Raw genomic sequence first — 24366 nt, 5'->3', positions numbered from 1 at the left:
ATTACTGTATTAAGGGGAAATATATGAAGCTAATCACATCCGTTATTAAGCCGTTCAAACTCGATGAAGTTCGTGAAGCCTTAGCTGAAGTAGGCGTTACCGGACTGACCGTTACCGAAGTTAAAGGCTTTGGCCGCCAAAAAGGGCACACTGAACTCTATCGCGGCGCCGAGTATGTAGTCGACTTTTTACCTAAAGTAAAAGTTGAAGTAGTCGTTGCCGATGATCGCGTAGATTTAGTAATTGAGGCAATTACTAAAGCCGCACGCACAGGCAAGATTGGTGATGGCAAGATTTTTGTTAGCCCAATCGAACAGGCTATTCGTATTCGCACTGGCGAAACTAACGACTCAGCGGTTTAAGCGTTTATATTCAATGCGCCAATCCCTCAGAGGGTTAGCGCAGTTGAGAATCTATCCGGTCTACGGATGGGGCCGTTACTTCAGCGGCTTCTAATATTAAAGTTTTGTAATTGAGGTTTGTTAGGCGAACTTTTACGCCCTGAAAAAACACGTCAGCCTGCGCAAGACCGCTAGTGAGAACTTTGAATGGAGGTTTGCCATAAAAAGATGCTCCCGCGCCAAGCTCAATAAGCTTGTTTTGCATCTTCCCAGAAGCATCACTGACGCAAACAACTTGCTTTGTTTTCACTTGCACGTAAACCATATCAGCCGCTTTGCGCGGTGCATCTGTTTTATAGCTAATAATGCCCTCTTCAGCAGGGCAGGCTGCTACAACTTCAGCACTGGCAACGGGAGCTGGCGGCACCACTACCACTGTTGCTACAGAGGGTGCTTGGGCTGCTGGTACTGACTCCACTGGCGCTGCCGCTGGCACAGGCTCAATGATTTCTTCTTTTACAAGGATGATTTCTGCTGGTTTTTCTGAGAAAAATAAAGGCTTCAAATTAACTACCGAAAATACTGCTGCAACAGCCACACTCAACCCAAGAAACAGATTCTTTTGTGTAGCTGATTTTGACTTTGAAATGACTTGATTCAGGGGAACTTCTTTTGCCTGAACTTTTTTTTCTTCTACGGGCAACTGAATCTCTTGCACCTGCTCTTGAGTTTGGACGGCCTCTATTTTTGCTTCTGCCTTTTTGGGGGACTCTTTTTTGGCGCCTTTAATCTTTGGAGCATCTGTTAATTTAACTTCTGCAATTGGTAGCTGCAATGCGCTTGAGGTCTCAGGGGCAGTTGCACCGAAATCAAATGCCTCTTCGTCACTCAACTTGAGCAGCTTTGCTACTTTCTTGGCAGCAGTCGCTTTGATTTGAGCGCTGTAGAAGGAGTTGGTTTCACCGCTTTCAATCTGCTCAATTTGGCGAGTGGACAGACATGCCATTCCACCAAGATCTTTAGTAGTGAGGCTCAGATTTTCGCGAGCCTTAGTAAAAGCCTCTTTGCGAATCTCAGGAAGTTTGGTATTAATATTCACAAAAGTGATTTAAGTGCTTTACTCATCATGATCGCATCCAATAATAGTGACGATTCAAAGACAGGGAAATTAGCTCAAGAGCTAATTATGCTGGAGGTTTTCTAAATCGGATTCAAGGTACTTTGCAACTAATAATTGCACTGAATCTACACTCATCTTATCCATCACTCTAGCCTTGTGAACCTTGATCGTGGCATCAGTTGTACCCAACTTGACAGCAATATCCTTGTTGAGCAATCCCTTTACCAGCCAAAAGCAGACTTCCTTCTCTCTAGGCGTGAGGGTCGCGTAGTCTTTCTTAGTCTCCACCTCTTTGGAAACCCGCTTGAGCTGACGTCTATCAAACTCAAGGGCATCTGCAACTGCCATCAGTAAATCTTCCAAATTGAAGGGCTTAAAGAGGAAATCTACAGCACCACGTTTCAGACTGGTAACAATTTGGTGGGGATGACTCTGACCACTGACAAACACAATGGGGGTTTTACGGCCCAGTTGGACTAATTTTTCCTGCAAATCTAATCCGGTCATATCTGGCATTTGCATATCGAGCAAGATGACAGCTGGCGCTACTGGCATTGAATGCTCTAAAAATGCCCCTGCGGAGGAAAAATCTTCCACGACATAACCGACATCCTTGAGCATTCTGCTTAAGGATGTGCGCATCGACTCATCGTCGTCAATTAGGTAGATGTGGCCAACTTTAGTCATTGAATTTAAAAGGAAAAGTAATAGATAAGGCAATGTACCGCAGGTTTTTTAGCAAGGATATTAGCTCTATAGCCAATAATGAGGCCAAATCAACAAATACAATAGACAAATCTCTTTGTTGCGATGCAGAACAAGGGTATGGAAATGCAGCATAAAACCCTGCATTCCGCCTTGTATCACGGCACAATAGAGCTTTTCGACAAATTCTTCTCTGGAGTCAATATCAGCATGAAACGCCTTAATGAACGCTCGCGCAATGTCACCGAAGGGGTTGCTCGCGCTCCCAATCGCTCAATGTATTACGCGATGGGCTATGAAGAGAAGGATTTTGTAAAGCCAATGGTTGGGGTTGCTAATGGCCATTCCACCATTACCCCTTGCAATAGCGGTTTACAAAAACTGGCAGATGCCGCAGTAAGCGCTCTTGAGGAAGCTGGAGCAAAAGCGCAAATGTTTGGCACTCCTACTGTGTCAGACGGCATCGGTATGGGGACTGAGGGTATGAAATACTCCCTCGTCTCACGTGAAGTCATTGCCGACAGCATCGAAGTTTGTGTAAATGGTCTATGGCAGGACGGCGTTCTAGTCATTGGCGGTTGCGATAAAAACATGCCAGGCGGAATGATGGCGATTGCCCGTACTAACGTACCAGCAATTTACGTCTATGGCGGAACCATTAAGCCCGGCCATTTCAAAGGTAAAGAGCTCAATATTGTTTCTGCATTTGAAGCTGTTGGTGAATTCACCTCAGGCCGTCTGAGCGAAGAAGATCTGAAGGGTGTTGAGCAAAATGCTTGTCCAGGTAGCGGCTCCTGTGGAGGTATGTATACCGCCAACACCATGAGCTCCTCATTCGAAGCCTTGGGTATGAGCCTGCCTTACTCATCCACTATGTCTAACGTAGATGCTGAAAAAGTTACTAGTGCCCATGATTCAGCCATTGTTTTAGTTGAGGCAATTAAAAACAATTTACGTCCTCGCGACATCATTACTAAGAAATCCATTGAGAATGCAGTGAGCGTCATCATGGCAGTGGGTGGCTCTACCAATGCAGTTCTCCATTTTCTAGCGATTACTAGCGCTGCTGAAATTGATTGGACAATTGATGACTTTGAGCGCATTCGTAAACGCGTACCCGTGATCGTGGATATGAAACCATCTGGCCAATATTTAGCAACCGACCTGCATCAGGCTGGCGGCATTCCGCAAGTGATGAAGATCTTGTTAGATGGCGGACTCTTGCATGGTGACTGCATGACTATCACTGGTAAAACCATTGCTGAAACATTGAAAGATATTCCATCAGTGCCGCGTGCCGATCAAAAAGTGATTCGCACTTTAGATACTCCACTGTACAAACAAGGTCACTTAGCCATCCTCAAGGGCAATATCTCTCCTGAAGGTTGCGTTGCCAAAATTACCGGCCTCAAGAATCCATCTATTACTGGTCCAGCGCGTGTCTTTGATTCTGAAGATGACGCAATGGCCGCCATCATGGCCCAAAAAATCAAGGACGGCGATGTTGTGATCATTCGCTACGAAGGCCCTAAAGGTGGGCCTGGAATGCGTGAGATGCTTGCCCCTACCTCTGCCCTTGTTGGCCAAGGCTTAGGCGAGACAGTAGGCCTCATCACCGATGGACGCTTCTCTGGCGGTACTTGGGGCATGGTTGTAGGTCACGTTGCTCCTGAGGCTTTTGTAGGTGGCGTAATTGCCCTAATTCATGAAGGTGACTCTGTCACGATCGATGCCCATAAGTTACTCATTCAACTCAATGTGAGTGATGATGAGATTGCGAAGCGTCGTTCTGCCTGGGTACAACCTAAGCCACGCTACACCCGTGGCTTGCTGGCTAAATATGCCAGCTTGGCAAGTAGTGCTAGCAAAGGCGCAGTCACTGATTTGGATTTAAAAATCTAAATTGACCGACCTCACTAAAAAAGCCCCTAAGTAAAACTAGGGGCTTTTTTGTTACGCATACTACTCAAGCTTCAGCTTAGTGCTTCATTGCACCCGGGTTGCCCATTGCATTCACAGGCATCTTCACTTCCACTTCACCCGCTTTAGCAAACTTCAGCTTAACTGGAACCATCTCACCAGCTGTCAATGGCGCTTTAATATTCATGAACATCAAATGCAGGCTCCCTGGCTTTAATTCAACTGCGCCACCTGCTGGCACGGGGATGTCTTTGACTTGACGCATTTTCATGACCTGTCCATCCATCGACATCTCATGTAACTGCACTTCACCTGCAATGGGTGAGCTAGCAGAAATGAGTTGATCAGCAGCGCCTTTATTTTCAATCTTCATAAAGCCACCGGCAGCCATTTGGCCTGGTACTGTAGCGCGAGTGTAGGCATTTTCAATTTGAACGCTACCTATCTTGGCAGTTTGCGCATGTGAATTACCACCACAAGCGATGATCAAAAGCGATAATGTTACTAACAAAGTATTACTCTTCATGTGTACTTCCTCCTAGTAAATTCATTTCAATATGTAATTAAAGTTAATAGTAAATTTTGTCAAATTAATTCTTTCAATCCTATGTGCATTCGCCCCATTCTCCTCATCATTATTGCCCTGAATTGCCCAATCGCTTTTGCAGCGTTAGAAATTGGACAGGCGGCACCCAATATCGAAGGCACTCTTATCAATGGCAAGGCATTTTCTATGAGCGCGAATAAGGGCAAGGTTATTTTGGTTAACTTTTGGGCCAGCTGGTGCGAGCCCTGCAGAGAAGAAATGCCCATCATCGAAGCATACCTAAAGAAAAATAAGGCAAAAGGGCTTGAGGTTTTGGCTATCACCATGGATAAACCCTCTGATATCTTGCAGGCAAATAAGATCATGAATCAATATTCCTTTTTATCGGCCGACAAAAAACAAGTCGACTTTTCTGGATACGGGAGAATTTGGCGCATACCAAGTACATTCATTATTGATAAGCAGGGAATTTTAAGAAAGAATGGTCTCACTGGCGAGCCTAAGCTTGACTTAAAAACTCTAGAAGAGATTGTTACCCCGCTTCTTCAATAGCTCCTTAAAAATGTACCCTCACCCCCATTGAGGCAATGTAGCTTGGCACTATCTGAATGCCATTCACATTTTGATAGATGGGTAGCTGTACGTTGGCATAGACCTGAGTTTTTTCACTCACCCGATATAGAAAGCCTGGCGTCAGATAAGCAAGCGTACCCCCAGTTGCGAAGGTATCAGCAGCGGTACCGCTATCGACTCTCTTATTCAGAACATTTAACTGTAAGGTTGGCACCCAAGTCTCATAGGCTTGATAGTTAATACCCAAGTTCATGTTCGTTGAATTCCCGGGTCGATAAGTGCCGCCATAGACACCATCGGGATTGGGCGCATTGGTTGGCACAGATTGCACCATCACCGCCGCTTGATATTGAAGCTGTGCAAAATACCCCCAATTCTCGCTGTCACTGATAAATCCAAACTTATAAGCCCCTACAATTAAATCAGTAGAGCCGCTACCCGCCTGTAGTCCGGGGTCGAGCATAGTCTGCCCGCCAGCCACTAGACTGCCTGTTTGATTGCGAGCGCCAGTAGGTAATTTAAGTCCGTACTGTAAGCCCCAATCCTTTTGCTCCGCAAAGCCAAAGTAGCGGCCAATAATTTTGATATCACCCACTCCGGAAGTTTTGGAGCTATAAGCACCATCACCCTGCTCAGGTGGACCGCCACCAACTACAAATGCTCCAAAAGTACTATGACTACGCATGATGTAGGGAAGGATCACAGTTACCCCCCAACTCTCACCATTGTTGTAATCCAACGAGCCGGTGACATAATTATTTTGCGTATAGTTTTCAACCTCATTACCCGTGGCAGCAGCCGCAGATTGGGATATGGGCTTTGTGCCTGATCGCAGTTTATTTTGATTCAAAGCATCGTAGCGGATGTCTAAGGTCCAACCTTCAGTCATTCCCATGCCTTGAGTGCCAATATCGGTATTCAAGCTACAGCCACAACTCGAGCAAGCGATTGATGCCGCAGAAGGCAATGCTAATGCCATCAAAACTACTATTTTTCTTAACTTCATTTTTATTTCCCCGCACAACATGACGGCAACAAATGAATTACCTTGTTACCAACTACATAGCTAGGCTATGCCCTAAATCATTTTCTAGGCTGGTGTAGGGGGTGCTGTAGAAAGTGGGGTTACCCAAACGGCAAGCGGCTTGGGTGATTGATAGAAAAGCTGTGGCAGCAAAGCTAGTGTTTGCGGCACCTGGAATGTGAGGCTAGTGTTAAACGATGGCGTAATTAAGCTTTGAGCTAAGCAATATGGACAAGGCTGCGCCCCCACGAGATCTAATTGATCATCAGTTTGCACTTGAATCTGCATCTTCATGCCGTCTGCAGAACAGATCTCCATTGCAAAACCTTGACCATGTTTTGCAAGCGATACCGCTTGAGAAACTGCTGGCGCAAGCGCACTCATTACGATTGCTAGAGCAGCAATCCAGTGCATGAGGCGGTTTTTACGGAAATTCATGATGAGTGAGATTTTATCTTAATAATATTGCAGGCTTGAAAATGCAAAAGAGGTCCCTAAGGACCTCTTTTATGCTTCATAAAACTGAATTACATCGAAGCTGAGCGCTCGATCAATTTGCGACGCATTGGACGCAATACGAACCAAGCCAAGATCGCAGCAGTTCCATTCAAGAAACTCGCAACCCAAAACACCACTTCCCAACCACCAGTAGTAGCCACCAATACGCTAGATAAAGGTACTAACAATGAAGCAGTTCCTTTTGCCGTGTAGAGAAGACCTGCGTTACCAGCAGCGTATGTTGATCCAAAAGTATCAGCGTTAGTTGATGGAAACAAGCTATAGATCTCACCCCAAGCAAAGAACACTAAACCAGTTAATAGAACAAACATCACTGGATCGCGACCGAGGTAGTACAAACCAAGAATACCTAAGCACTCAAATGTGAAGCACAGTGTCATTGTTTGCTCACGGCCAATCTTGTCTGATACCCAACCAAAGAAAGGACGTGTCAAACCATTCAATACGCGGTCAACAGTCAAAGCAAAGGTCAATGCAGGTAATGCCAAGCCCATCAAGCTCACTGTTACACCAGCAATTTGGAAGTCTTTAGCAATTGGGCCTAATTGGGCGGTAGCCATCAAGCCACCAGCAGCAACCATTACGAACATGAGGTACATGATCCAGAACACAGGCTGCTTGATCATTTCCATCGGACGGAAATCCTTGCGAGTTTGAGCAACGGTAGCTCTCACGGTAGTGATAGCGCTCTTGATCGGCTTAGACAGCAATAAGCTGAGGACAACAACGATGATGCCTTGCCAAATGCCGAAGTACCAAAACGCATCTTGATAACCTTGATTAGCAATCATGTTTGCAATTGGAATCACAGTCAATGCAGAGCCTGCACCAAAGCCAGCAGCAGTCATACCAGCTGCCAAACCGCGACGGTCCGGGAACCACTTGAGGGCGTTACCTACGCAAGTACCGTAAACAGCACCAGCGCCTACACCACTAACAGCGGCAGCTATATAGAGCATTGTTAATGTGTCTGCATGGGCATTCATCATCCAGCCTAGACCACATAAGATGCCACCGACAAATACTACTGGGCGCGGGCCAAACTTATCTACTAAGTAACCTTCAATAGGCACTAGCCAAGTTTCAGTGAGCACGAAAATGGTGAATGCAACTTGAATTGCTGCACGACCCCAACCAAACTTCGCGTCAATTGGGTTCACAAATAAAGTCCAACCATATTGCAAGTTTGCAATCATCGACATACAAATAATGCCGATTAGTAGCTGAAACCAACGACCTCCTAAAGGTCCTGCAGTTTTCTCGCCGCTCATCCTAAATCTCCTATTTTTTACTATTCACAAATACTATCTTCGCCCAAAAATTGGGATACATGATTCTTAATCATTAGAAGAATGAGTCTCTTGACAGCAATCAAGTTTTCTTTAAAACCCTACTAGTGATTACCCTTGACTTAAACATGAGAAACTTGGAGCAATTTTGGCACTTTGGACTTTATGCGGATAACTTTGGAAAACTTTTGGCAAAGAAAAAGTCACTCGGAGGTGACTTTCTTATATGCGTAATTTTTTAAATTACATGCCGCGGTAAGCGCCGTCGCAATCATAGTGACGAGCAGTTTGTTTTGGGCTAGTTTTGCTTTCAGAAAAAAGCTGGTTGATCATATTCAATAAAACGGTCATTTGAATCTCCTTAAGGGTTAATACCTAGAGTATAACCCTAATTTTATTGCTGCGCAGCACGGATAAGAAAAGTCGATTCTAGGATAAAGTTCAATTATCAATCTTATAAGCCTTTGTTTTTATTGGTTATTTAATGTAATAAAGAGGAAAGACTCATTCCAACTGAAAATAATGGACTTAGTTAAATACACGTCGTAATTCTCCTTCGTTTTCAGTATTTCAAGCACATAGACATGAAAAAAGGGCTCACGCCCCTTTCTTGCTTTTTGTCCATCACCCTTCGAATACTTTGATCCTATGCCGAAGCAGCCTTTTTCTTACCTATTAATTTACCAATCAAGGGCCAGAAAAGTAGTAATAAGGCGATAGAAGTAATGGCTGACACAAGATAGTTTGAGAAGAATATATCCAAGCTTCCCTGTGAGAACAGCATCGATTGACGGAAAGAATCTTCCGCGCGATCGCCCAGTACCAAGGCTAAGACCATAGGCGCCATTGGGTAGTCAAGCTTCTTAAAGATATAACCGAGCACACCGAAGCCCAACATCAACCATACGTCAAAGGTGGCGTTATGAACGGTATATGCACCCACAGCACAAATCACAATAATGACTGGCGCAATGATTGAGAATGGGATTCTCAAGATAGATGCAAACAATGGCACACAGGTCAATACTACAAATAGGCCAGCTAAGTTGCCAAGATACATACTAGCAATCAAGCCCCAAACAAAGTCAGGCTTCTCTACGAAGAGTAAAGGACCTGGCTGTAAACCCCAGATCAACAAACCACCAAGTAATACTGCTGCTGTTGGTGAACCCGGAATTCCTAGGGATAGCATTGGCAACAAGGCGGCGGTACCAGCAGCATGTGCTGCAGTTTCTGGAGCCACAATACCCTCCATCTTGCCGGTACCAAACTGATCGCCATCTTTGGATACACGCTTAGCAACACCATAAGCCATAAAAGATGCAGGTGTGGCACCACCAGGAGTAATACCCATCCAGCAACCAATCAAGCAGCTGCGCAATGAAGTGGCCCAGTACTTGGGTAATTGTTTCCATGTCTCAAGAACAACCTTGCCACGGATCTTGGCAGCCGCTCCTTGAAATGCGAGGCCTTCTTCCATTGATAGCAAGATCTCGCCAATACCAAATAAACCAATCACAGCAATCAAGAAGTCAAAGCCACGCATTAATTCTGGGTTACCAAAAGTTAAACGCAATTGGCCTGTGACCGTATCCATACCTACAGTTGCCAAAGCAAACCCAAGCATCATGGCAGAAATTGTTTTGAATGGTGAGCCTTTATTCATACCCACAAAACTGCAGAAGGTGAGCAGGTACACCGAGAAGAATTCGGGAGGCCCGAATTGCAATGCAAACTTAGCGACCAGTGGCGCTAAAAAAGTAATCATCACAATGGCAAAAAAAGCACCCACAAATGAAGAAGTAAACGCAGCAGTTAAAGCCTCGCCCGCCTTACCATTACGAGCCATTGGATAACCATCAAAGGTTGTCGCTACCGACCAAGGCTCGCCAGGAATATTAAACAAAACAGAGGTAATTGCACCGCCAAACAATGCGCCCCAATAAATACAGGAAAGCATAATGATTGCGGAAGTTGGCGGCATTGTGAAAGTCAATGGCAATAGAATCGCAATCCCATTTGCACCCCCAAGACCAGGCAATACGCCAATGATCACACCAAGTGTTACACCAATTAACATCAGCAATAGATTAAAGGGTGTCATTGCAATTGCAAAACCACTGAACAGAGCGTTAATTTCTTCCAACTCGTACTCCTTTGTTTCTAATCTTTTTTGATTGTATTTATTAGTTCACGCCAAAAAATTCGAGCGGGTTGAACCATGAACCATGTGGTAATGGCACTTGAAACCAGAACTCGAACATAAGGTAAAGGGCTGCACTAACCCCAACCGATACAACAATAGCTTTCCAAATTGGGTATTTGCCGAGCCAAACCATGAAGATGGCGATGTAAAAAACAGAGGAAACGTAAATACCAATTAACTGCACCCCAAGAACAAAAACAATTGCTGGTAATAAGACCGCCATTACTTGCTTGAAGGACTCCCTACTAACAAACGATTCTGCCTTCTTTTCCTTATCCACGATTGCCGCTTGATACAAAGTAACCGAGCTCGAAAGCATGATGATTAAGCTAATGTAAAAAGGAAAGTACCCTGCCTCTGGGCCATCACTACCCCAGCTAGCACCCAACTTTAAACTTCCAATCATGACTGTGAGACCCACCGCAAGAAATAAAAGGGCGGTAATGATGTCCATTACTCTTACGCTGATTACTGAGTCTTCGTTTGAATTATTTGTTTGTTCAGACATTTTTTTCACTAATTAAAGTTAATTAATACGATTACTTAAGAATAAGACCCCCTCAATACAGGGCTTATCTCATTTTTTGCAAATTACTTAGCCAAGAATCCGGCTTCAGTCATTAATTGCTTATGCAGCGCCTCATTCAGAGTCAACCAATTTCTAAACTCTTTACCAGTCATGAATGTTTGATTAAATGCACCATCGGCCATGAACTTCTTCCAGTCTGGTGTTGCGCGCACTTTCTTAAACAATTCAATGTAGAAATCAACTTGCTCTTGCGTCACACCGGGTGCCATGAAAATACCGCGCAACATGGTGTAGTCAGTCGTTACACCCGCCTCTTTGCAAGTTGGTACGTCGTACCATGATTGAGTATCCGTAATTTTTTCTTTGTATGGCATGCGGGTGTCATCAAAGACGCATAAGGCACGTAATTTATTAGCGCGCCACTGAGCCACGGCTTCAATGGGATTGTTCACAGAAGAATCAATATGGTTACCAACAAGCTGAACAGCCACATCGCCACCCCCTTTAAATGGGATGTAAGTAAACTTAGCGCCCGTTGCTTTTTCAATAGCTACGGTAATAATTTGATCTTCTTGCTTAGACCCAGTTCCACCCATCTTGAATTTACCTGGACCGGCAGCTTTAGCAGCATCGATATATTCTTTTGCTGTCTTATATGGCTTTTCTGAGTTATCCCACAAAACAAATTGATCAAGCGCCAACATAGCTACCGGCGTGATGTCTTGCCAGTTAAATGGAACGCCAGTTGCCAATGGAGTTGTGAATAAATTAGAGAGCGTGATCACAATCTTATTTGGATCGCCTTTAGCTTCTTTCATAGCCAAGAAACCTTCAGCGCCTGCACCAGCGCCTTTATTTACAGGGATGATGGCTTGCTTCATGAGATTATTTTTAGTGATGATGCCCTGAATCATGCGCGCCATTTGGTCGGCGCCACCGCCAGGACCGGCTGGAATAATAAACTCAACTGGTTTTGTTGGCTCCCATGCTGCATAAGTAGGCGAAGCAGAAAAAGTAGCCAGGGTTAATGCCGCAGAAATCAACGTGCTTTTTAAATGCATCTTCATAAAATATGCCTCCAAAAATGACTGCCAATTTATTTTGGCTAATCTTGTGTGCGAGTCAAACTTGATAACCATCAAGTATTTCAGATACCTTACACGAGCCCATCTAATTTAGTAGAAACCCTATATAACAATATCAAATTAGGGTTATAGCCGCATTAGATTTGATATTAATAAGGGCGTTTGATACTCGTAAGACATAAAAAACATTAAAAATAGGCCTATTGATTACGCTATGAATTGCAATGCAGAGCGAGATGCCCTGGTCAGGGGCTAGAGTTCAGAAGCCGTGCTTGCCAAATACTATCTAGCGGAAGCGATCTAGCAGTTTTTTACTGACTTTGTCTAGCTGGGTGGAATCTTGGATCAAAAATTGCAGGCCATTGGAGTCAGCAATCAGAAGCATATTGCCAGCAATGCGGCGAATATCTTCCTCGCCTTTGAGACGAATTCTGGTGGGGCCGCGATCGGTTTCAATATCCCAAATACTCGGGGTAGCAAAAGTAGATACCTTGGTAATTTTTTCAATCACAGGCATGAACTCACGAGCAGCCAGCTCCTCTTCAATTAGGACTAACTCGCCTTTAGGAATCGCTGCAATACCGTCAAACCAGCACAACTCTTTGCCCGACTGATCCATGATCGAGATTCCGGCGCCTGGTGCGGTAATCGGATACGCTCTTACCGGATAAACGCCAACATGGTGAGTTCCAGCTGCATCGATGAATACCAGTCGACCAAGGGCGTCACGCTCAAGCATGAGCGGCTTTTGATTCTGACTCATACAGCGCCCCCAGCTTCTTTGTGCTCAATCTCGTCAATGCTTTCACCAATAGCGCCACCTTCAACCAGCTCTGCAGCATGGCGTAATTGAGCTTGATATAAGGCGTAGTAAGCGCCCTGCGCATCCATCAACTCATCATGCGACCCAATCTCCACGATCTCGCCTTTATCAAGCACGACCAAGCGGTCTGCTTTTCTTAAAGTAGAGAGGCGATGGGCAATCGCAATCGTAGTGCGGCCCTTAACCAAATTATCTAAAGCGCGCTGAATCTCTTTTTCAGTGGTGGTATCTACCGATGAGGTAGCTTCATCCAAAATGAGAATGTTGGGATTAATCAACAACGCACGCGCAATGGAAATACGTTGACGCTCACCACCTGAGAGGGATTGACCGCGCTCACCTACTAATGAGTCATAACCCAGTGGTAAGCGAAGAATAAATTCATGGGCATGTGCAGCGCGCGCCGCTTCAATAATTTCTTCGCGAGTAGCCTCTGGCTTTCCGTAAGCAATATTCTCTGCAATCGTGCCAAAGAATAAAAATGGCTCTTGCAAAACTAAACCAATACGCTTGCGATAGTCAGCAATTCTGATGCTACGAATATCGCGCCCATCCAAGGTAATCGAACCAGCACTCACGTCATAGAAGCGGCAAATCAAGTTCACCAAAGTACTCTTACCAGAGCCGCTATGACCTACTAAACCAATCATTTCTCCAGGGGCAATATCTAGATCGATTCCTTTGGTAACCGCACGGTTGCCATAGCGGAAACCCACGCCCCGTAAGGAGATGTGGCCCTTCACTACGCCCAAAGGGGCTGGATTAATTGGCTCAGGAACACTCGATACGTGATCCAAAATATCAAAGATGCGTTTAGCACCTGCTGCTGCTTTTTGCGTATGCGAAACGATGCGACTCATTGAATCGAGTCGAATGTAAAAGCGTCCAATGTAAGCCAAGAATGCAATCAACACACCAACAGTGACCTTTTGATGTGCAACCTGCCAAATACCAAAACCCCATACTACCAAGAGGCCGGTTTCCGTTAGTAGGGTTACTGTTGGGGAGAACAATCCCCATACGCGATTGACGCGATCATTGATTTGCAAATTGTGTTTATTGGAATCCACAAAGCGTTTGAGTTCACGATCTTCTTGAGCAAATGCTTTAACTACCCGAATCCCTGGAATCGTATCAGCCAAGATATTGGTGACTTCAGACCAAACGCGATCAATCTTTTCAAAACCAAATCGCAACTTATCGCGCACTACATGAATCATCCATACGATAAATGGCAGTGGCGCCAAAGTAACCAATGCAAGCAAAGGATCGATCGACACCAAAATTGCTGCCGTCATCGTAATCATGATGACATCAGTTATAAAATCCAAAGCATATAAAGATAAGAATACGCAGATACGATCTGTCTCAGCGCCAATACGTGCAATCAAGTCGCCAGTTCTTTTGCCACCGAAATACTCTAAGGACAGCTTGAGCAAATGCTCAAAAGTCGTATTACGCAGATCTGCGCCGATACGCTCACTCACCAATGCGAGTAAGTAGGTTTTCCACCAACCAAGACCCCAAGCAACAATTGCTGCAGCAAATAAAGCGAAGAGGTATTTGCTAGCTAAATCAAAATCAATCGGATTACCTTTTTCGTATGGAATCAACACATGATCCATCAATGGCATCGTCAAATATGGCGGAATCAGTGTGGCACCGGTTGACAGTAAAGTCAGGACAAAACCCAACAAAAGCTCTTTTTTATAGGGGCGTGCAAAGCGCCACAACTTAAACAAAGTCCAAGTCGATGGAGGGGCATCCTCCTCTGGATCGCAAGTTGGACAAGTATCTGAGTTGGCAGGCTTGGGACTTAAGCACACCGGACAAACCTGTTTATCGTATTCAGAAGCCTCGGGCTCCTGACTAAGTTGATCACCCCTGATTAATTGCTTAAAACTACTCTGTAGGCGCAATACCTGAGGGTTGACAGCCAGCGTGAAGTACCAGAGTCGTAGCAGACTAGTCTCAGACTCCAGCTTGAGATGCCCTACTCCGGCGTGATCACCATGCAAAAGATGAGCTCCAGAGCTCATCGGCCAAAATTCTGAGTGAGTGCCGTCACTCCAAAATAGACCCGTAGGAATCAAACAAAGTAGGCTTTTCTCAAAGCGCATTTCACCATCGAGATCAAGCTCAACCCATGCCAGTATGGCGTTGAGGTCCTTTACTGGGGATTGGGGAGCTTCTAAAACGCTAGCCCAGTGACCTGGCAACGGTGGAGCGGATGGGGAAATTTCTGGCTTCATTAGTCTTAAAAGTATAGTGGAGCTAGATTTTTTAGATTTAGTAAGACTGTCAACTTTAGTGGGTAGAAAACCGTTAAATTGGCGAGGCAGGCTTTTTTATGCATTTTTGCTAATTTTGTGGATTTTGAATAATTACTAGAACCAGAGAGACAGTCTGAGACATCTCCGCCACCATTCTCTATGCTGGCGCTGAAATCCCCCACTCCACATATGCCCCAATTACTAGATAAAACCATTGAGATCTTGAGTGTCAAGCATCTTCGCGGCCCCAATATGTGGACTTACCATCCCGTTATTGAAGTTTGGCTTGATATTGGTGAGTTAGAAGAGTTCCCCTCCAATCTCATCCCTGGGTTTTATGACCGACTTGTTCGGGCGCTTCCCAGCCTCCAAGAGCATCGCTGCAGCTATGGTGAAGCTGGTGGATTTCTCAAAAGAGTTGAGGAAGGTACTTGGCCTGCTCACATCCTTGAGCACCTTACCCTGGAATTACAAAATTTAGCCGGCATCCCCGGCGGCTTTGGTAAAGCACGTGACGGTGATCGTCGCGGTGTTTATAAAGTCATGGTGAGCGCAATCAATGAAGAAGTAACGCTCACTGCACTCAAATACGCTCGCGATTTATATCTTGCGCTAGCGCAGGACACCAAAGATCCTGTCGCACTAGTTGCCAGCATTCTTGAAGATCTGCGTGAGCTCGGAGATGATCTATTGCTTGGCCCCAGCACAGCCTGTATCGTGAATGCAGCCGAAGAGCGGGGCATCCCCTCTATCCGACTCTCTGAGGGTAACTTAGTACAGCTCGGTTATGGCGCTAAGCAGCGTCGTATCTGGACAGCTGAGACCGATCAAACCAGTGCCATCGCTGAAACAATTTCTCGGGACAAAGATCTCACGAAGAGTCTTCTGTCAAGCGCCGGAGTTCCAACCCCTGAGGGTCGCACCGTTACTAGCCCTGATGATGCATGGGAAGCAGCTCAAGATATCGGTTTACCAGTCGTAGTCAAACCAATCGACGGCAACCACGGCCGAGGTGTATTTATCAATCTGTTCACCCAACAAGAAATTGAAGCAGCCTATGCTGTCGCAATCGATGAAGGTAGCGAAGTTTTGGTAGAGCGACACATTCTGGGTGATGAACATCGCCTGCTAGTAGTTGGTAATAAAGTAGTTGCAGCAGCCAAAGGTGAGACTGTCTGGGTTACCGGCGATAACCAGCATACTGTTTTTGAATTGATTCAAATTCAAATTAATTCCGATCCACGTCGCGGTAAAACGGAAGAATGCCCACTCAACCCAGTGCGCATTGACTCTGCGGTGGAGTTAGAGCTTGCACGCCAGAAGTTAACTGGCACGAGTGTTCCGGGTTTAGATCAAAAAGTACTGATCCAAAGTAATGGCAATGTCGCTTTTGATGTCACCGACTTAGTTCATCCAGATGTAGCCAGTCAAGTTGCTCTCGCTGCTCGCGTAGTGGGATTAGAAATTGCTGGTGTCGATCTGGTTGCGCAGGATATTAGTAAACCACTACATGAGCAGAATGCAGCTATTGTTGAAGTCAATGCTGGACCTGGTTTATTGATGCACTTAAAACCCGCCAGCGGCAAACCTCAACCGGTCGGTAAGGAAATTGCCAACCACCTCTTTCCACCGGGAGCTGATTTCCGTATCCCGGTAGTCGGAGTCTGTGGTACTCGCGGCAAAACCCCTGTAGCTGAAATGATTGCCCACTTTTTGCGACTCACGAATTTATATGTCGGTCTTTCTTGCAGCAAGGGTTTATTTTTTGGTCATCGCTCAATTCAAAAGAGCAATGCTGCTAACTGGGAAAATGCCCGCCGTACTTTATTGAATCGTGCAGTTGAAGCGGCCGTGATTGAAAATAACAATTTATCTATGCTGATAGAGGGATTAGCTTACGACCGCTGCCAGATCGGCGTTGTATTAAACGTAGATCCAAAAGCTAACTTTCCTCAGTACGCTATCTACGATGAAGACCAAGTGTTTAGTATTGTCAGAACTCAAGTAGATGTAGTGCTACCAACGGGAGTTGCTGTTCTTAATGCAGATGATCCCATGGTTGCCAGCATGGCGGAACTCTGTGACGGCGAAGTAATTTTCTTTACCCAAGACTCGACATCTCCTGTTGCACAAGAACACCTTAAGAATGGTGGTCGTGTCGTGATGATCGGTAATCAACAAATTACCCTAAAGTCCGCTAAGCATGATCAGAAGAGCATTCCAGTCCCGCATAACTCTGAGCCTAGCGCCAGTGAGCCATGGAAACCAGTAAATCTTGGTGCCGCGATTGCCGCAGCCTGGGCCTTAGACATTCCGTTCAACGTTATCGAAGCTGGTGCTGAAACTTTTGTTTTTGACGCTAGCATTCCATTAGGGGCTTAATTGGAAATCACCCGTATTCGCATGTTGCGTGGCCCCAATTTATGGAGCCGCCATACCGCTTTAGAGGCCATAGTGTCTTGCGAGGAATCAGAGCGTTCAATTGATCTGATTCCCGAATTTGAAATCAAGATTCGGGAGCGCTTTCCGCAATTGGGCAGTATGCGTCGCGGTGGGCACAATGAAATACTATCCTTAGCGCACGCCCTAGAACATGCTGCTTTAGGTCTTCAGTCTCAAGCAGGTTGTCCCGTCACCTTTAGTCGCTCGGTACAAACCATTGACGTAGGCGTATATCAAGTCGTCGTAGAGTACACCGAAGAAGTTGTCGGGCGCATGGCTTTTGACTTTGCCTTTGCCTTGATTCAGGCAACGCTTAATGATGTGCCATTTGATTTAGCAGCCGCTCTATCAGAGCTAGAAGCCCTGTATGAAGATGTGCGCCTAGGACCGAGTACTGGTTCGATTGTTGATGCTGCAGTACAGAGAAATATTCCCTATCGCCGCATGACTGAGGGCAGCATGGTGCAGTTTGGTTGGGGTAGCAAACAAAAGCGTATTCAAGCAGCTGAGACCAGTGATACTAGCGCCATTGCCGAGGCGATTGCACAAGATAAAGAGCTTACTAAAAACCTCCTGGCAGCTGCAGGCGTATCTGTCCCAACCGGTGAAGTCGTTACCACCGCAGACGATGCATGGCGTGTCGCCCAAAAAATTGGTGGCCCTATTGTTCTCAAGCCCAAGGATGGCAATCAAGGTAAAGGTGTTGTTGCCAATATTCAAACGGAAGTAGAAGTGCGTGCTGGCTTTGTAGTAACTCAGGCTTTTGGTCGCGAAACCATAGTCGAACGCTATTTACCTGGCGCCGACTATCGCCTGTTGGTCGTGGGTAATCGCTTATCCGCCGCAGCCCGTCGCGAGCCTGCGCAAGTAGTAGGTGATGGCAAGCATAGCGTTGCTGAACTGGTTGAATTAGAGAATAAAAATCCATTGCGTGGTGACGGTCATGCAACCGCATTAACAAAGATTCGTTTTGATGACATTGCGCTTGCACATTTAGCTAGCAACGGTCTAAGCCCGCAACATATACCCAATACAGGCGAACGCGTTCTCTTGCGCAATAATGCCAATCTCAGTACTGGCGGTACCGCTACCGATGTGACTGATGATGTCCATCCTGATGTTGCAGCCAGCGCTATCGCTGCTGCACAAATGATTGGACTAGACATCGCTGGTGTCGATATTTTGTGCGAGGCAATTTACAAGCCTTTAGAAGGTCAAGGTGGCGGCATCGTTGAAGTCAATGCTGCACCAGGCTTACGCATGCATCTCAAGCCTTCCTATGGCAAGAGCCGTCCTGTAGGCGAAGACATCATCAATACGATGTACCCGCTTGGAGAGGATGGCAGAATTCCAGTTGTAGCGGTAACGGGGACCAATGGTAAAACGACGACCGTACGTCTGATTGCGCATTTACTCAATGAAACTGGCTTACGCGTTGGCATGACGACTACTGATGGCGTCTATATCAACCATCGCTTAATTGATTCCGGAGACTGTAGCGGGCCTAAGAGTGCTCGTAACGTCCTCATGCACCCCGATGTGGATGCCGCTGTTTTAGAAACAGCTCGTGGTGGAATGCTGCGTGAAGGCTTAGGTTTTGATCGCTGTGAAGTTGCTGTAGTTACCAATATTGGCGAAGGAGATCATCTCGGTCTCAACTACATCACTAGCGTTGAAGACTTAGCCATTCTGAAACGGGTAGTTGTTCAAAATGTGGCGCCCTCTGGCGCTGCAGTCCTCAATGCTACCGATCCCATAGTAGTCAGGATGGGTGATGTTTGCACGGGTCGAGTGATTTTCTTTGCACAAAATCAACATCATCCTGTGATTGCTGCACATCGAGCCAAAAACAAAAAAGTGATTTACTTTGATGGCGCCTTTATCGTCTGCTCCAAAGGATCTCGCGTGCTCTTCCGCTTCCCAGTTAGCGAAATTCCCTTAACTCAAAATGGGGTCTTAGGATTCCAAATTGAAAATGCCATGGCCTCTATTGGTGCGGCCTGGGCACTAGGCTTGGATGCCGAAAAGATTGCGCGAGGCCTTCACTCCTTTGAAAGCTCTGCCAATGCAGTGCCGGGACGATTCAATCAATTCCAGCACAAAGGCGCTACTGTCATTGCTGACTATGGCCACAATCCAGATGCTATGCGCGCTTTAGCGAGCGCAATTGAGGCTATGAAACCTCAGAGGAGTCATGTAGTCATTAGTGGCGCTGGCGATCGTCGCGATGAAGATATTCGTGATCTGACCCGTATTCTTGGCAATAGCTTTGACAATGTCATCTTGTATCAAGATCAGTGTCAGCGTGGCCGCGAAGATGGTGAAGTACTCAAGCTACTTCAAGAAGGTTTAGTGGGTACTAAGAAAGCCAAACAAGTCAAAGAGATTACCGGTGAATTTCTTGCTATTGATACTGCCCTCAATGATTTATCTGCCGGTGATATCTGCCTGATTCTCATTGATCAGGTGGAAGAATCGCTTGCCTATCTCAAGAAACAGGTTCGACCATAATCATTGAATTCATTTTTCAGGCGAGCTCCTGAAGTAAAAAAGCCCAATCAATGATTGGGCTTTTTTGTTAGGCCTTAGTAGTTCAGATTGGGGTGAATACTTACGCCTGAGAATGGTAATGCTGCAAGCGCTCAATCTCTTCTTTAGACCCCAACATGACAGAGACACGCTCATGTAATTCTGTGGGAATCATATCCATGATTAATTGATTACCATTCGTTGATGCACCACCAGCCTGCTCTACTAAAAAGCTCATCGGATTAGCTTCATACATCAAGCGCAGCTTGCCTGGCTTATGGGGTTCACGCTGGTCCCATGGATACATAAAGATGCCACCTCGCGATAAGACGCGGTGAACGTCGGCAACCATAGATGCAATCCAGCGCATATTGAAATCTTTATCACGTTCGCCACTCACGCCTGCTAAGCACTCATCTACATAACGACGTACAGGCTCAGCCCAGTGGCGCATATTTGACATATTGATGGCGAACTCTTTAGTGGAATGAGAAATCTCCACTGCGCGCTTAATTAAGACGAATTCACCGGTCACTTTATTTAAAGTAAACATCACTACGCCATCGCCCAGCGTTAATGCCATAGTTGTTTGCGGGCCGTAGACAACATAACCTGCGGCCACCTGATGACGACCTGATAATAAGAAATCCGAAGTTTGTAATGGCGCTAATGGATCTTGTTTCTTGAGCACAGAAAAAATCGTGCCGATGGATACATTCACATCGATATTGGATGAGCCATCCAATGGATCAAACAATAGTAAGTAGTCGCCAGTGCCCTGAACTGGAAGTGGCAACTCCATCTCTTCAGAAGCTAGGCCGGCCAATGATTTACATCCCTGAACGCCGTCAATCAATAAGTCATTTGCAATCACATCCAGCTTTTGCTGGACTTCACCCTGGACATTGCCAGTGCCAGCAGAGCCCAAGAGGCCAATTAAGGCACCTTGTGCGACCTCATGACTCAGGGTTGAGCAAGTACCTGCAACTGCCAATAACAGCTCTTGTAGACCTGTAGGGATGTCTGCACCCTTTACCTTGGCGGATGTCAGGTATTGCTTGAAATTGGTATTAAAAGTACTTGAAGCGCTCAAAAGGAATTTCTCCGTAATGGGGTGGGTTCTGCGGTGGCTCTATTTTGCCTTGTTCTGAATCTATCCATTACCCAAGGCCTTAGAAACCACCTCTTTCACATCTGGGGAGAGGGTTTCGCAAGCCGCAACCTGCTTTAGGGCTGCCAACATGTGATCTTGGTAGGGCTTGGCAAATTGACGCCAACGATCTAATCCTCTAGCTAAACGAGCGGCAACTTGTGGATTGATTGGGTTCAAGGCCAGAACAGACTCAGCCCAAAATGCATATCCACTGCCGTCCGCCCGATGAAAGCTAGCGGGGTTGTTCATACAAAAAGCATGAATGACACTACGAACTCGGTTGGGGTTATTCATTTTGAAAGCTTCATGCTCACGCAAGCGTTTGACTTCATTTAAGGTAGATTCAGCATTTGCGACTGGCGGCCTACTCGATTGCAATGCAAACCATTTATCAATCACTAAAGCATCATCAATAAACCGGGTATAAAAATCCTCTAAACAAGTAGCTGCTGATTTTGATCCATGGATTACCAAGCCAGCTAAAGCAGCATATCGGTCAGTCATATTATCTGCATTCTGATATTGATTGACCGCCATTGGCGCCCAGACCAGGGGATCTGCTTCGAGCAACATACTTAGCGCCAGATTCTTTAAGCCACGTTTACCAGCACTTGCTGCATCAGGATTAAATGGTCCTGGTGTTTGCATCTGCTGATAGAGGGCAGCCCACTCGATGCGCAACTCACTAGCTAGGGAATGACGGAAAGCACGACGTGCGTGATAAATTTGTTGTGGATCAACACTCGCGCACTGCTCATACAGATAAGTCTCGGCAGGTAGAGTCAGCGCCAGCTCTTTGAACGCAGGATCTAAGTCCGGATCAGTTAACAAAGTGCGATAAGCCTCAATCAGGGCTTTATCAGGCAAACGATTACCCAGAATCATTTGCATTGCTAGTTTCTGACCAGCTTCCCAACGATTGAAGGCGTCATCATCACTCGAGAACATGGTGAGTAGGTCGGCCTCACTTTGATCAAAATCTAAATTAATTGGGGCTGAGAAATTCCGATTAATTGATAACACTGGGCGACTCATCACCTGATCAAAAGTCCAAGTTTGCTGACCTTGAGTCAACTCCAGCAAAGCTTCAGGCTGATCATCTTCCGATGTTAGTAAGCGCATCTTCAATGGAATATGAAAAAGCTTGCTTTCTTTGTGTGCCGTATTTGCTGAAGGGCTTTGCGTCAAAGTCACTTGATATTGTTTTTTATCTGCGTTGTAGGATTCCTCTACCCTGACCTGAGGAGTGCCAGCCTGGCTGTACCAGTTCTTAAACTGAGAAAGATCGCGATCATTGGCATCAGCCATAGCAGCCAAGAAATCATCACAAGTCACCGCTTGGCCATCATGGCGCTGAAAGTACAGATCCATGCCTTTACGGAAACCCTCAACACCCAATAGGGTTTGATACATGCGCACAACTTCAGCGCCCTTCTCATAGACCGTAACGGTATAGAAGTTATTAATCTCTTGATATTCATCTGGGCGGATTGGATGCGCCATAGGGCCCGCATCCTCAGGAAACTGTAGTTGGCGCAATAAACGCACATCTTCAATTCGCTTTACCGCCCTACCAGACTCACTTCCCATCTGATCTGCAGAAAATTCTTGATCGCGAAAGACAGTTAAGCCTTCTTTTAATGAAAGCTGAAACCAATCGCGGCAAGTAACGCGATTACCGGTCCAGTTGTGGAAGTACTCATGGGCTACCACGCTTTCAATATTGGCAAAGTCAGCATCGGTTGCAGTCTCAGCTTGAGCTAGGACATACTTAGTATTGAAAACATTCAGGCCCTTATTCTCCATCGCGCCCATATTGAAGTCACCCACTGCCACAATCATGAAGCGCTCGAGATCTAACTCAAGGCCATAGCGTTTTTCATCCCAATGAATTGAAGCAATTAAAGAATCCATCGCATGACGGGTCTTTTTCAAATCATGCGGCTCAACCCAAATTTGTAATAACTTATTTGCGCCACTGCTAGTAGTGATCGTCTCTTCAATACATTCCAGCTTGCCCGCAACTAAAGCAAATAAGTAAGACGGTTTTGGAAACGGATCCTCCCAAACGGCGCTGTGCCAACCATTCGGTAATTTTTCAGTACTAATTAGATTGCCATTGGATAACAACACGGGGCACTCCGCTTCACGAGCGCGCAGAGTCACGCGATAACGCGCCATCACATCAGGTCTATCGAGGAAGTACGTAATCTTTCTGAACCCCTCGGCTTCGCACTGGGTAAAGAAATTTCCATTGGAAACATATAAACCCATGAGTGAGGTATTTTTCTCAGGCATACAGACACAGATAATCTCAACAATGAAAGCCTGCTTACCATCATTGGGCAAAGCATGAACAGTCAGCGTTTCTGGGCTAAGTTCAAATTGACGATGGGCTACACCATTAATGCGTAGGCTCACAAACTCGAGCTCATAGCCCTGCAATACCAAAGGCATGCCAGCCTCATGACCAAGACCAGGTAGGACCTCTAGTCGACTCTTCACAATTGTCCTGGCCGGATCTAAGGCAATATCTAACTCAACCTGTGAGAATGTATAACTGGGAACACGGTATTCGAGCCTGCGAAAGCTCTGTGGAAGATCGGTTTTCATAGAGCAATTTTAAGCCCCATGGGGGAAATTCAACCTAAGCCCAAATAAGGGTGGCAACACCAATAGCGATAAAGGTGACAGCCGCTACCGCATGCACCCACTTAATGGGCATACGTTGAGTGAATTTTTGCCCAATCCAAACTGCAGGGGCATTCGCCAGCATCATCCCTAAAGTAGTGCCAACCGTTACCGCAAAGACATCAGAGTATTTAGCGCCCAAGGCAATCGTAGCGATTTGGGTCTTATCCCCCATCTCAGCTAAGAAAAAGAGCCCAACCGTCAGTATGAACACCTGAAAGGCCTTATCCGCCACCTTTGATCCGACTGCATCATCAATACGATCGGGCACCAAGAGCCATAGGCCTATTCCTAAAAAGCTCAAACCCAAGATCCACTTGAGAAGATCTGGACTCATCAAAGTGGTGAGCCAATGCCCCATTAAAGCGGCACAAGCATGATTGGCAATTGTCGCGATAAATATCCCACCAATAATGGCAAGCGCCTGCTTTGGGTAGCGTGCAGCCAACATCAAAGAAAGTAATTGAGTTTTATCACCCATCTCAGCTAAGGCGACGACGCCAGTAGAAAGTGCTAATGCAGATAAGTCCATTCTGAAGATGATAGAGGAAAGCTTGGGAGTCTAGGCTCCCAAGACATTCAACCTCCAGGACTGCA

The 24366-nt window shown here is 45.9% G+C and carries 18 protein-coding genes and 1 pseudogene; 5 read left to right on the top strand and 14 right to left on the bottom strand.

The genetic code is table 11. The features are described from left to right. Positions 1-23: 23 nt before the first annotated feature. On the top strand, positions 24-362 hold the full coding sequence (gene glnK, locus FD977_RS03290) for a P-II family nitrogen regulator (protein WP_215306305.1): 339 nt from the start codon (positions 24-26) through the stop codon (positions 360-362). 34 nt (positions 363-396) lie between these two features. On the opposite strand, the gene FD977_RS03285 is transcribed toward glnK, so the two are convergent. Continuing rightward, entirely contained in the window at positions 397-1440 is a 1044-nt protein-coding gene (locus FD977_RS03285) for a hypothetical protein (protein ID WP_215306303.1), read from the bottom strand. Positions 1441-1521: 81 nt separating this feature from the next. Next, positions 1522-2148, bottom strand: coding sequence for a response regulator transcription factor (locus FD977_RS03280; protein ID WP_215306301.1), 627 nt, complete (start codon positions 2146-2148; stop codon positions 1522-1524). 228 nt (positions 2149-2376) lie between these two features. Here FD977_RS03280 and ilvD point away from each other — a divergent pair, with 228 nt between their 5' ends. Further along, positions 2377-4068: a dihydroxy-acid dehydratase gene (gene ilvD / locus FD977_RS03275; RefSeq protein WP_215307025.1), complete on the top strand. Its 1692-nt coding sequence runs from the start codon at positions 2377-2379 to the stop codon at positions 4066-4068. A gap of 76 nt (positions 4069-4144) precedes the next feature. On the opposite strand, the gene FD977_RS03270 is transcribed toward ilvD, so the two are convergent. Next, positions 4145-4612: a copper chaperone PCu(A)C gene (locus tag FD977_RS03270; protein WP_215306299.1), complete on the bottom strand. Its 468-nt coding sequence runs from the start codon at positions 4610-4612 to the stop codon at positions 4145-4147. A gap of 81 nt (positions 4613-4693) precedes the next feature. Between FD977_RS03270 and FD977_RS03265 the strand changes: the two genes are divergently transcribed. After that, positions 4694-5185 (top strand): TlpA disulfide reductase family protein, encoded by a 492-nt coding sequence (locus FD977_RS03265; protein WP_215306297.1) that lies wholly within the window; start codon positions 4694-4696, stop codon positions 5183-5185. A gap of 4 nt (positions 5186-5189) precedes the next feature. On the opposite strand, the gene FD977_RS03260 is transcribed toward FD977_RS03265, so the two are convergent. The 8 genes from FD977_RS03260 to FD977_RS03225 all read right to left on the bottom strand — a co-directional run bounded on the left by FD977_RS03260 (position 5190) and on the right by FD977_RS03225 (position 14933). Next, positions 5190-6212, bottom strand: a complete 1023-nt coding sequence (locus FD977_RS03260; protein WP_215306295.1) for a TonB-dependent receptor — start codon at positions 6210-6212, stop codon at positions 5190-5192. Between the two features lie 84 nt (positions 6213-6296). Continuing rightward, complete coding sequence (locus FD977_RS03255; protein ID WP_215306294.1) at positions 6297-6668, bottom strand: DUF2946 domain-containing protein; 372 nt, start codon at positions 6666-6668, stop codon at positions 6297-6299. Between the two features lie 89 nt (positions 6669-6757). Continuing rightward, a complete protein-coding gene (gene oxlT, locus FD977_RS03250) occupies positions 6758-8020 on the bottom strand; it encodes an oxalate/formate MFS antiporter (protein WP_215306292.1) in 1263 nt (420 codons plus the stop codon). A gap of 664 nt (positions 8021-8684) precedes the next feature. Further along, positions 8685-10184: a tripartite tricarboxylate transporter permease gene (locus FD977_RS03245; RefSeq protein WP_215306290.1), complete on the bottom strand. Its 1500-nt coding sequence runs from the start codon at positions 10182-10184 to the stop codon at positions 8685-8687. A 40-nt stretch (positions 10185-10224) separates the two neighbouring features. Beyond that, a complete protein-coding gene (locus FD977_RS03240; RefSeq protein ID WP_215306288.1) occupies positions 10225-10752 on the bottom strand; it encodes a tripartite tricarboxylate transporter TctB family protein in 528 nt (175 codons plus the stop codon). Positions 10753-10835: 83 nt separating this feature from the next. Next, the gene (locus tag FD977_RS03235; RefSeq protein WP_371743121.1) at positions 10836-11834 is read right to left on the bottom strand and encodes a Bug family tripartite tricarboxylate transporter substrate binding protein; all 999 of its coding nucleotides are present in this window, start codon (positions 11832-11834) and stop codon (positions 10836-10838) included. 310 nt (positions 11835-12144) lie between these two features. Next, on the bottom strand, positions 12145-12621 hold the full coding sequence (locus tag FD977_RS03230; protein WP_215306284.1) for a DUF1854 domain-containing protein: 477 nt from the start codon (positions 12619-12621) through the stop codon (positions 12145-12147). Then, the gene (locus FD977_RS03225; RefSeq protein ID WP_215306282.1) at positions 12618-14933 is read right to left on the bottom strand and encodes an ABC transporter ATP-binding protein; all 2316 of its coding nucleotides are present in this window, start codon (positions 14931-14933) and stop codon (positions 12618-12620) included. The genes FD977_RS03230 and FD977_RS03225 overlap by 4 nt, the downstream gene beginning before the upstream one ends. A gap of 210 nt (positions 14934-15143) precedes the next feature. On the opposite strand from FD977_RS03225, the pseudogene cphA (FD977_RS03220) reads away from it, so the two are divergent. Further along, positions 15144-17312 (top strand): annotated as a pseudogene (gene cphA / locus FD977_RS03220) (cyanophycin synthetase); the annotation flags it as partial. A 24-nt stretch (positions 17313-17336) separates the two neighbouring features. Beyond that, on the top strand, positions 17337-19907 hold the full coding sequence (gene cphA / locus FD977_RS03215) for a cyanophycin synthetase (RefSeq protein WP_215306278.1): 2571 nt from the start codon (positions 17337-17339) through the stop codon (positions 19905-19907). A 100-nt stretch (positions 19908-20007) separates the two neighbouring features. Here the strand turns inward: cphA (FD977_RS03215) and FD977_RS03210 are convergent, their stop codons facing one another. The 3 genes from FD977_RS03210 to FD977_RS03200 are packed head-to-tail and all read right to left on the bottom strand — an operon-like array spanning position 20008 to position 24301. Beyond that, complete coding sequence (locus FD977_RS03210; RefSeq protein WP_215306276.1) at positions 20008-21018, bottom strand: class 1 fructose-bisphosphatase; 1011 nt, start codon at positions 21016-21018, stop codon at positions 20008-20010. 60 nt (positions 21019-21078) lie between these two features. Beyond that, positions 21079-23691 carry an aminopeptidase N gene (gene pepN, locus FD977_RS03205; RefSeq protein ID WP_215306274.1) on the bottom strand — a complete coding sequence of 871 codons (2613 nt, stop codon included), beginning with the start codon at positions 23689-23691 and terminating at the stop codon, positions 21079-21081. Positions 23692-23725: 34 nt separating this feature from the next. Next, on the bottom strand, positions 23726-24301 hold the full coding sequence (locus FD977_RS03200; protein WP_215306272.1) for a TMEM165/GDT1 family protein: 576 nt from the start codon (positions 24299-24301) through the stop codon (positions 23726-23728). Between the last annotated feature and the right edge of the window lie 65 nt (positions 24302-24366).

This window comes from Polynucleobacter sp. AP-Elch-400A-B2 (assembly GCF_018688355.1).
Taxonomy (GTDB): domain Bacteria; phylum Pseudomonadota; class Gammaproteobacteria; order Burkholderiales; family Burkholderiaceae; genus Polynucleobacter.
Note: the sequence above shows the minus strand (reverse complement) of the source record. Positions and strands in the feature narration are given on the sequence as shown.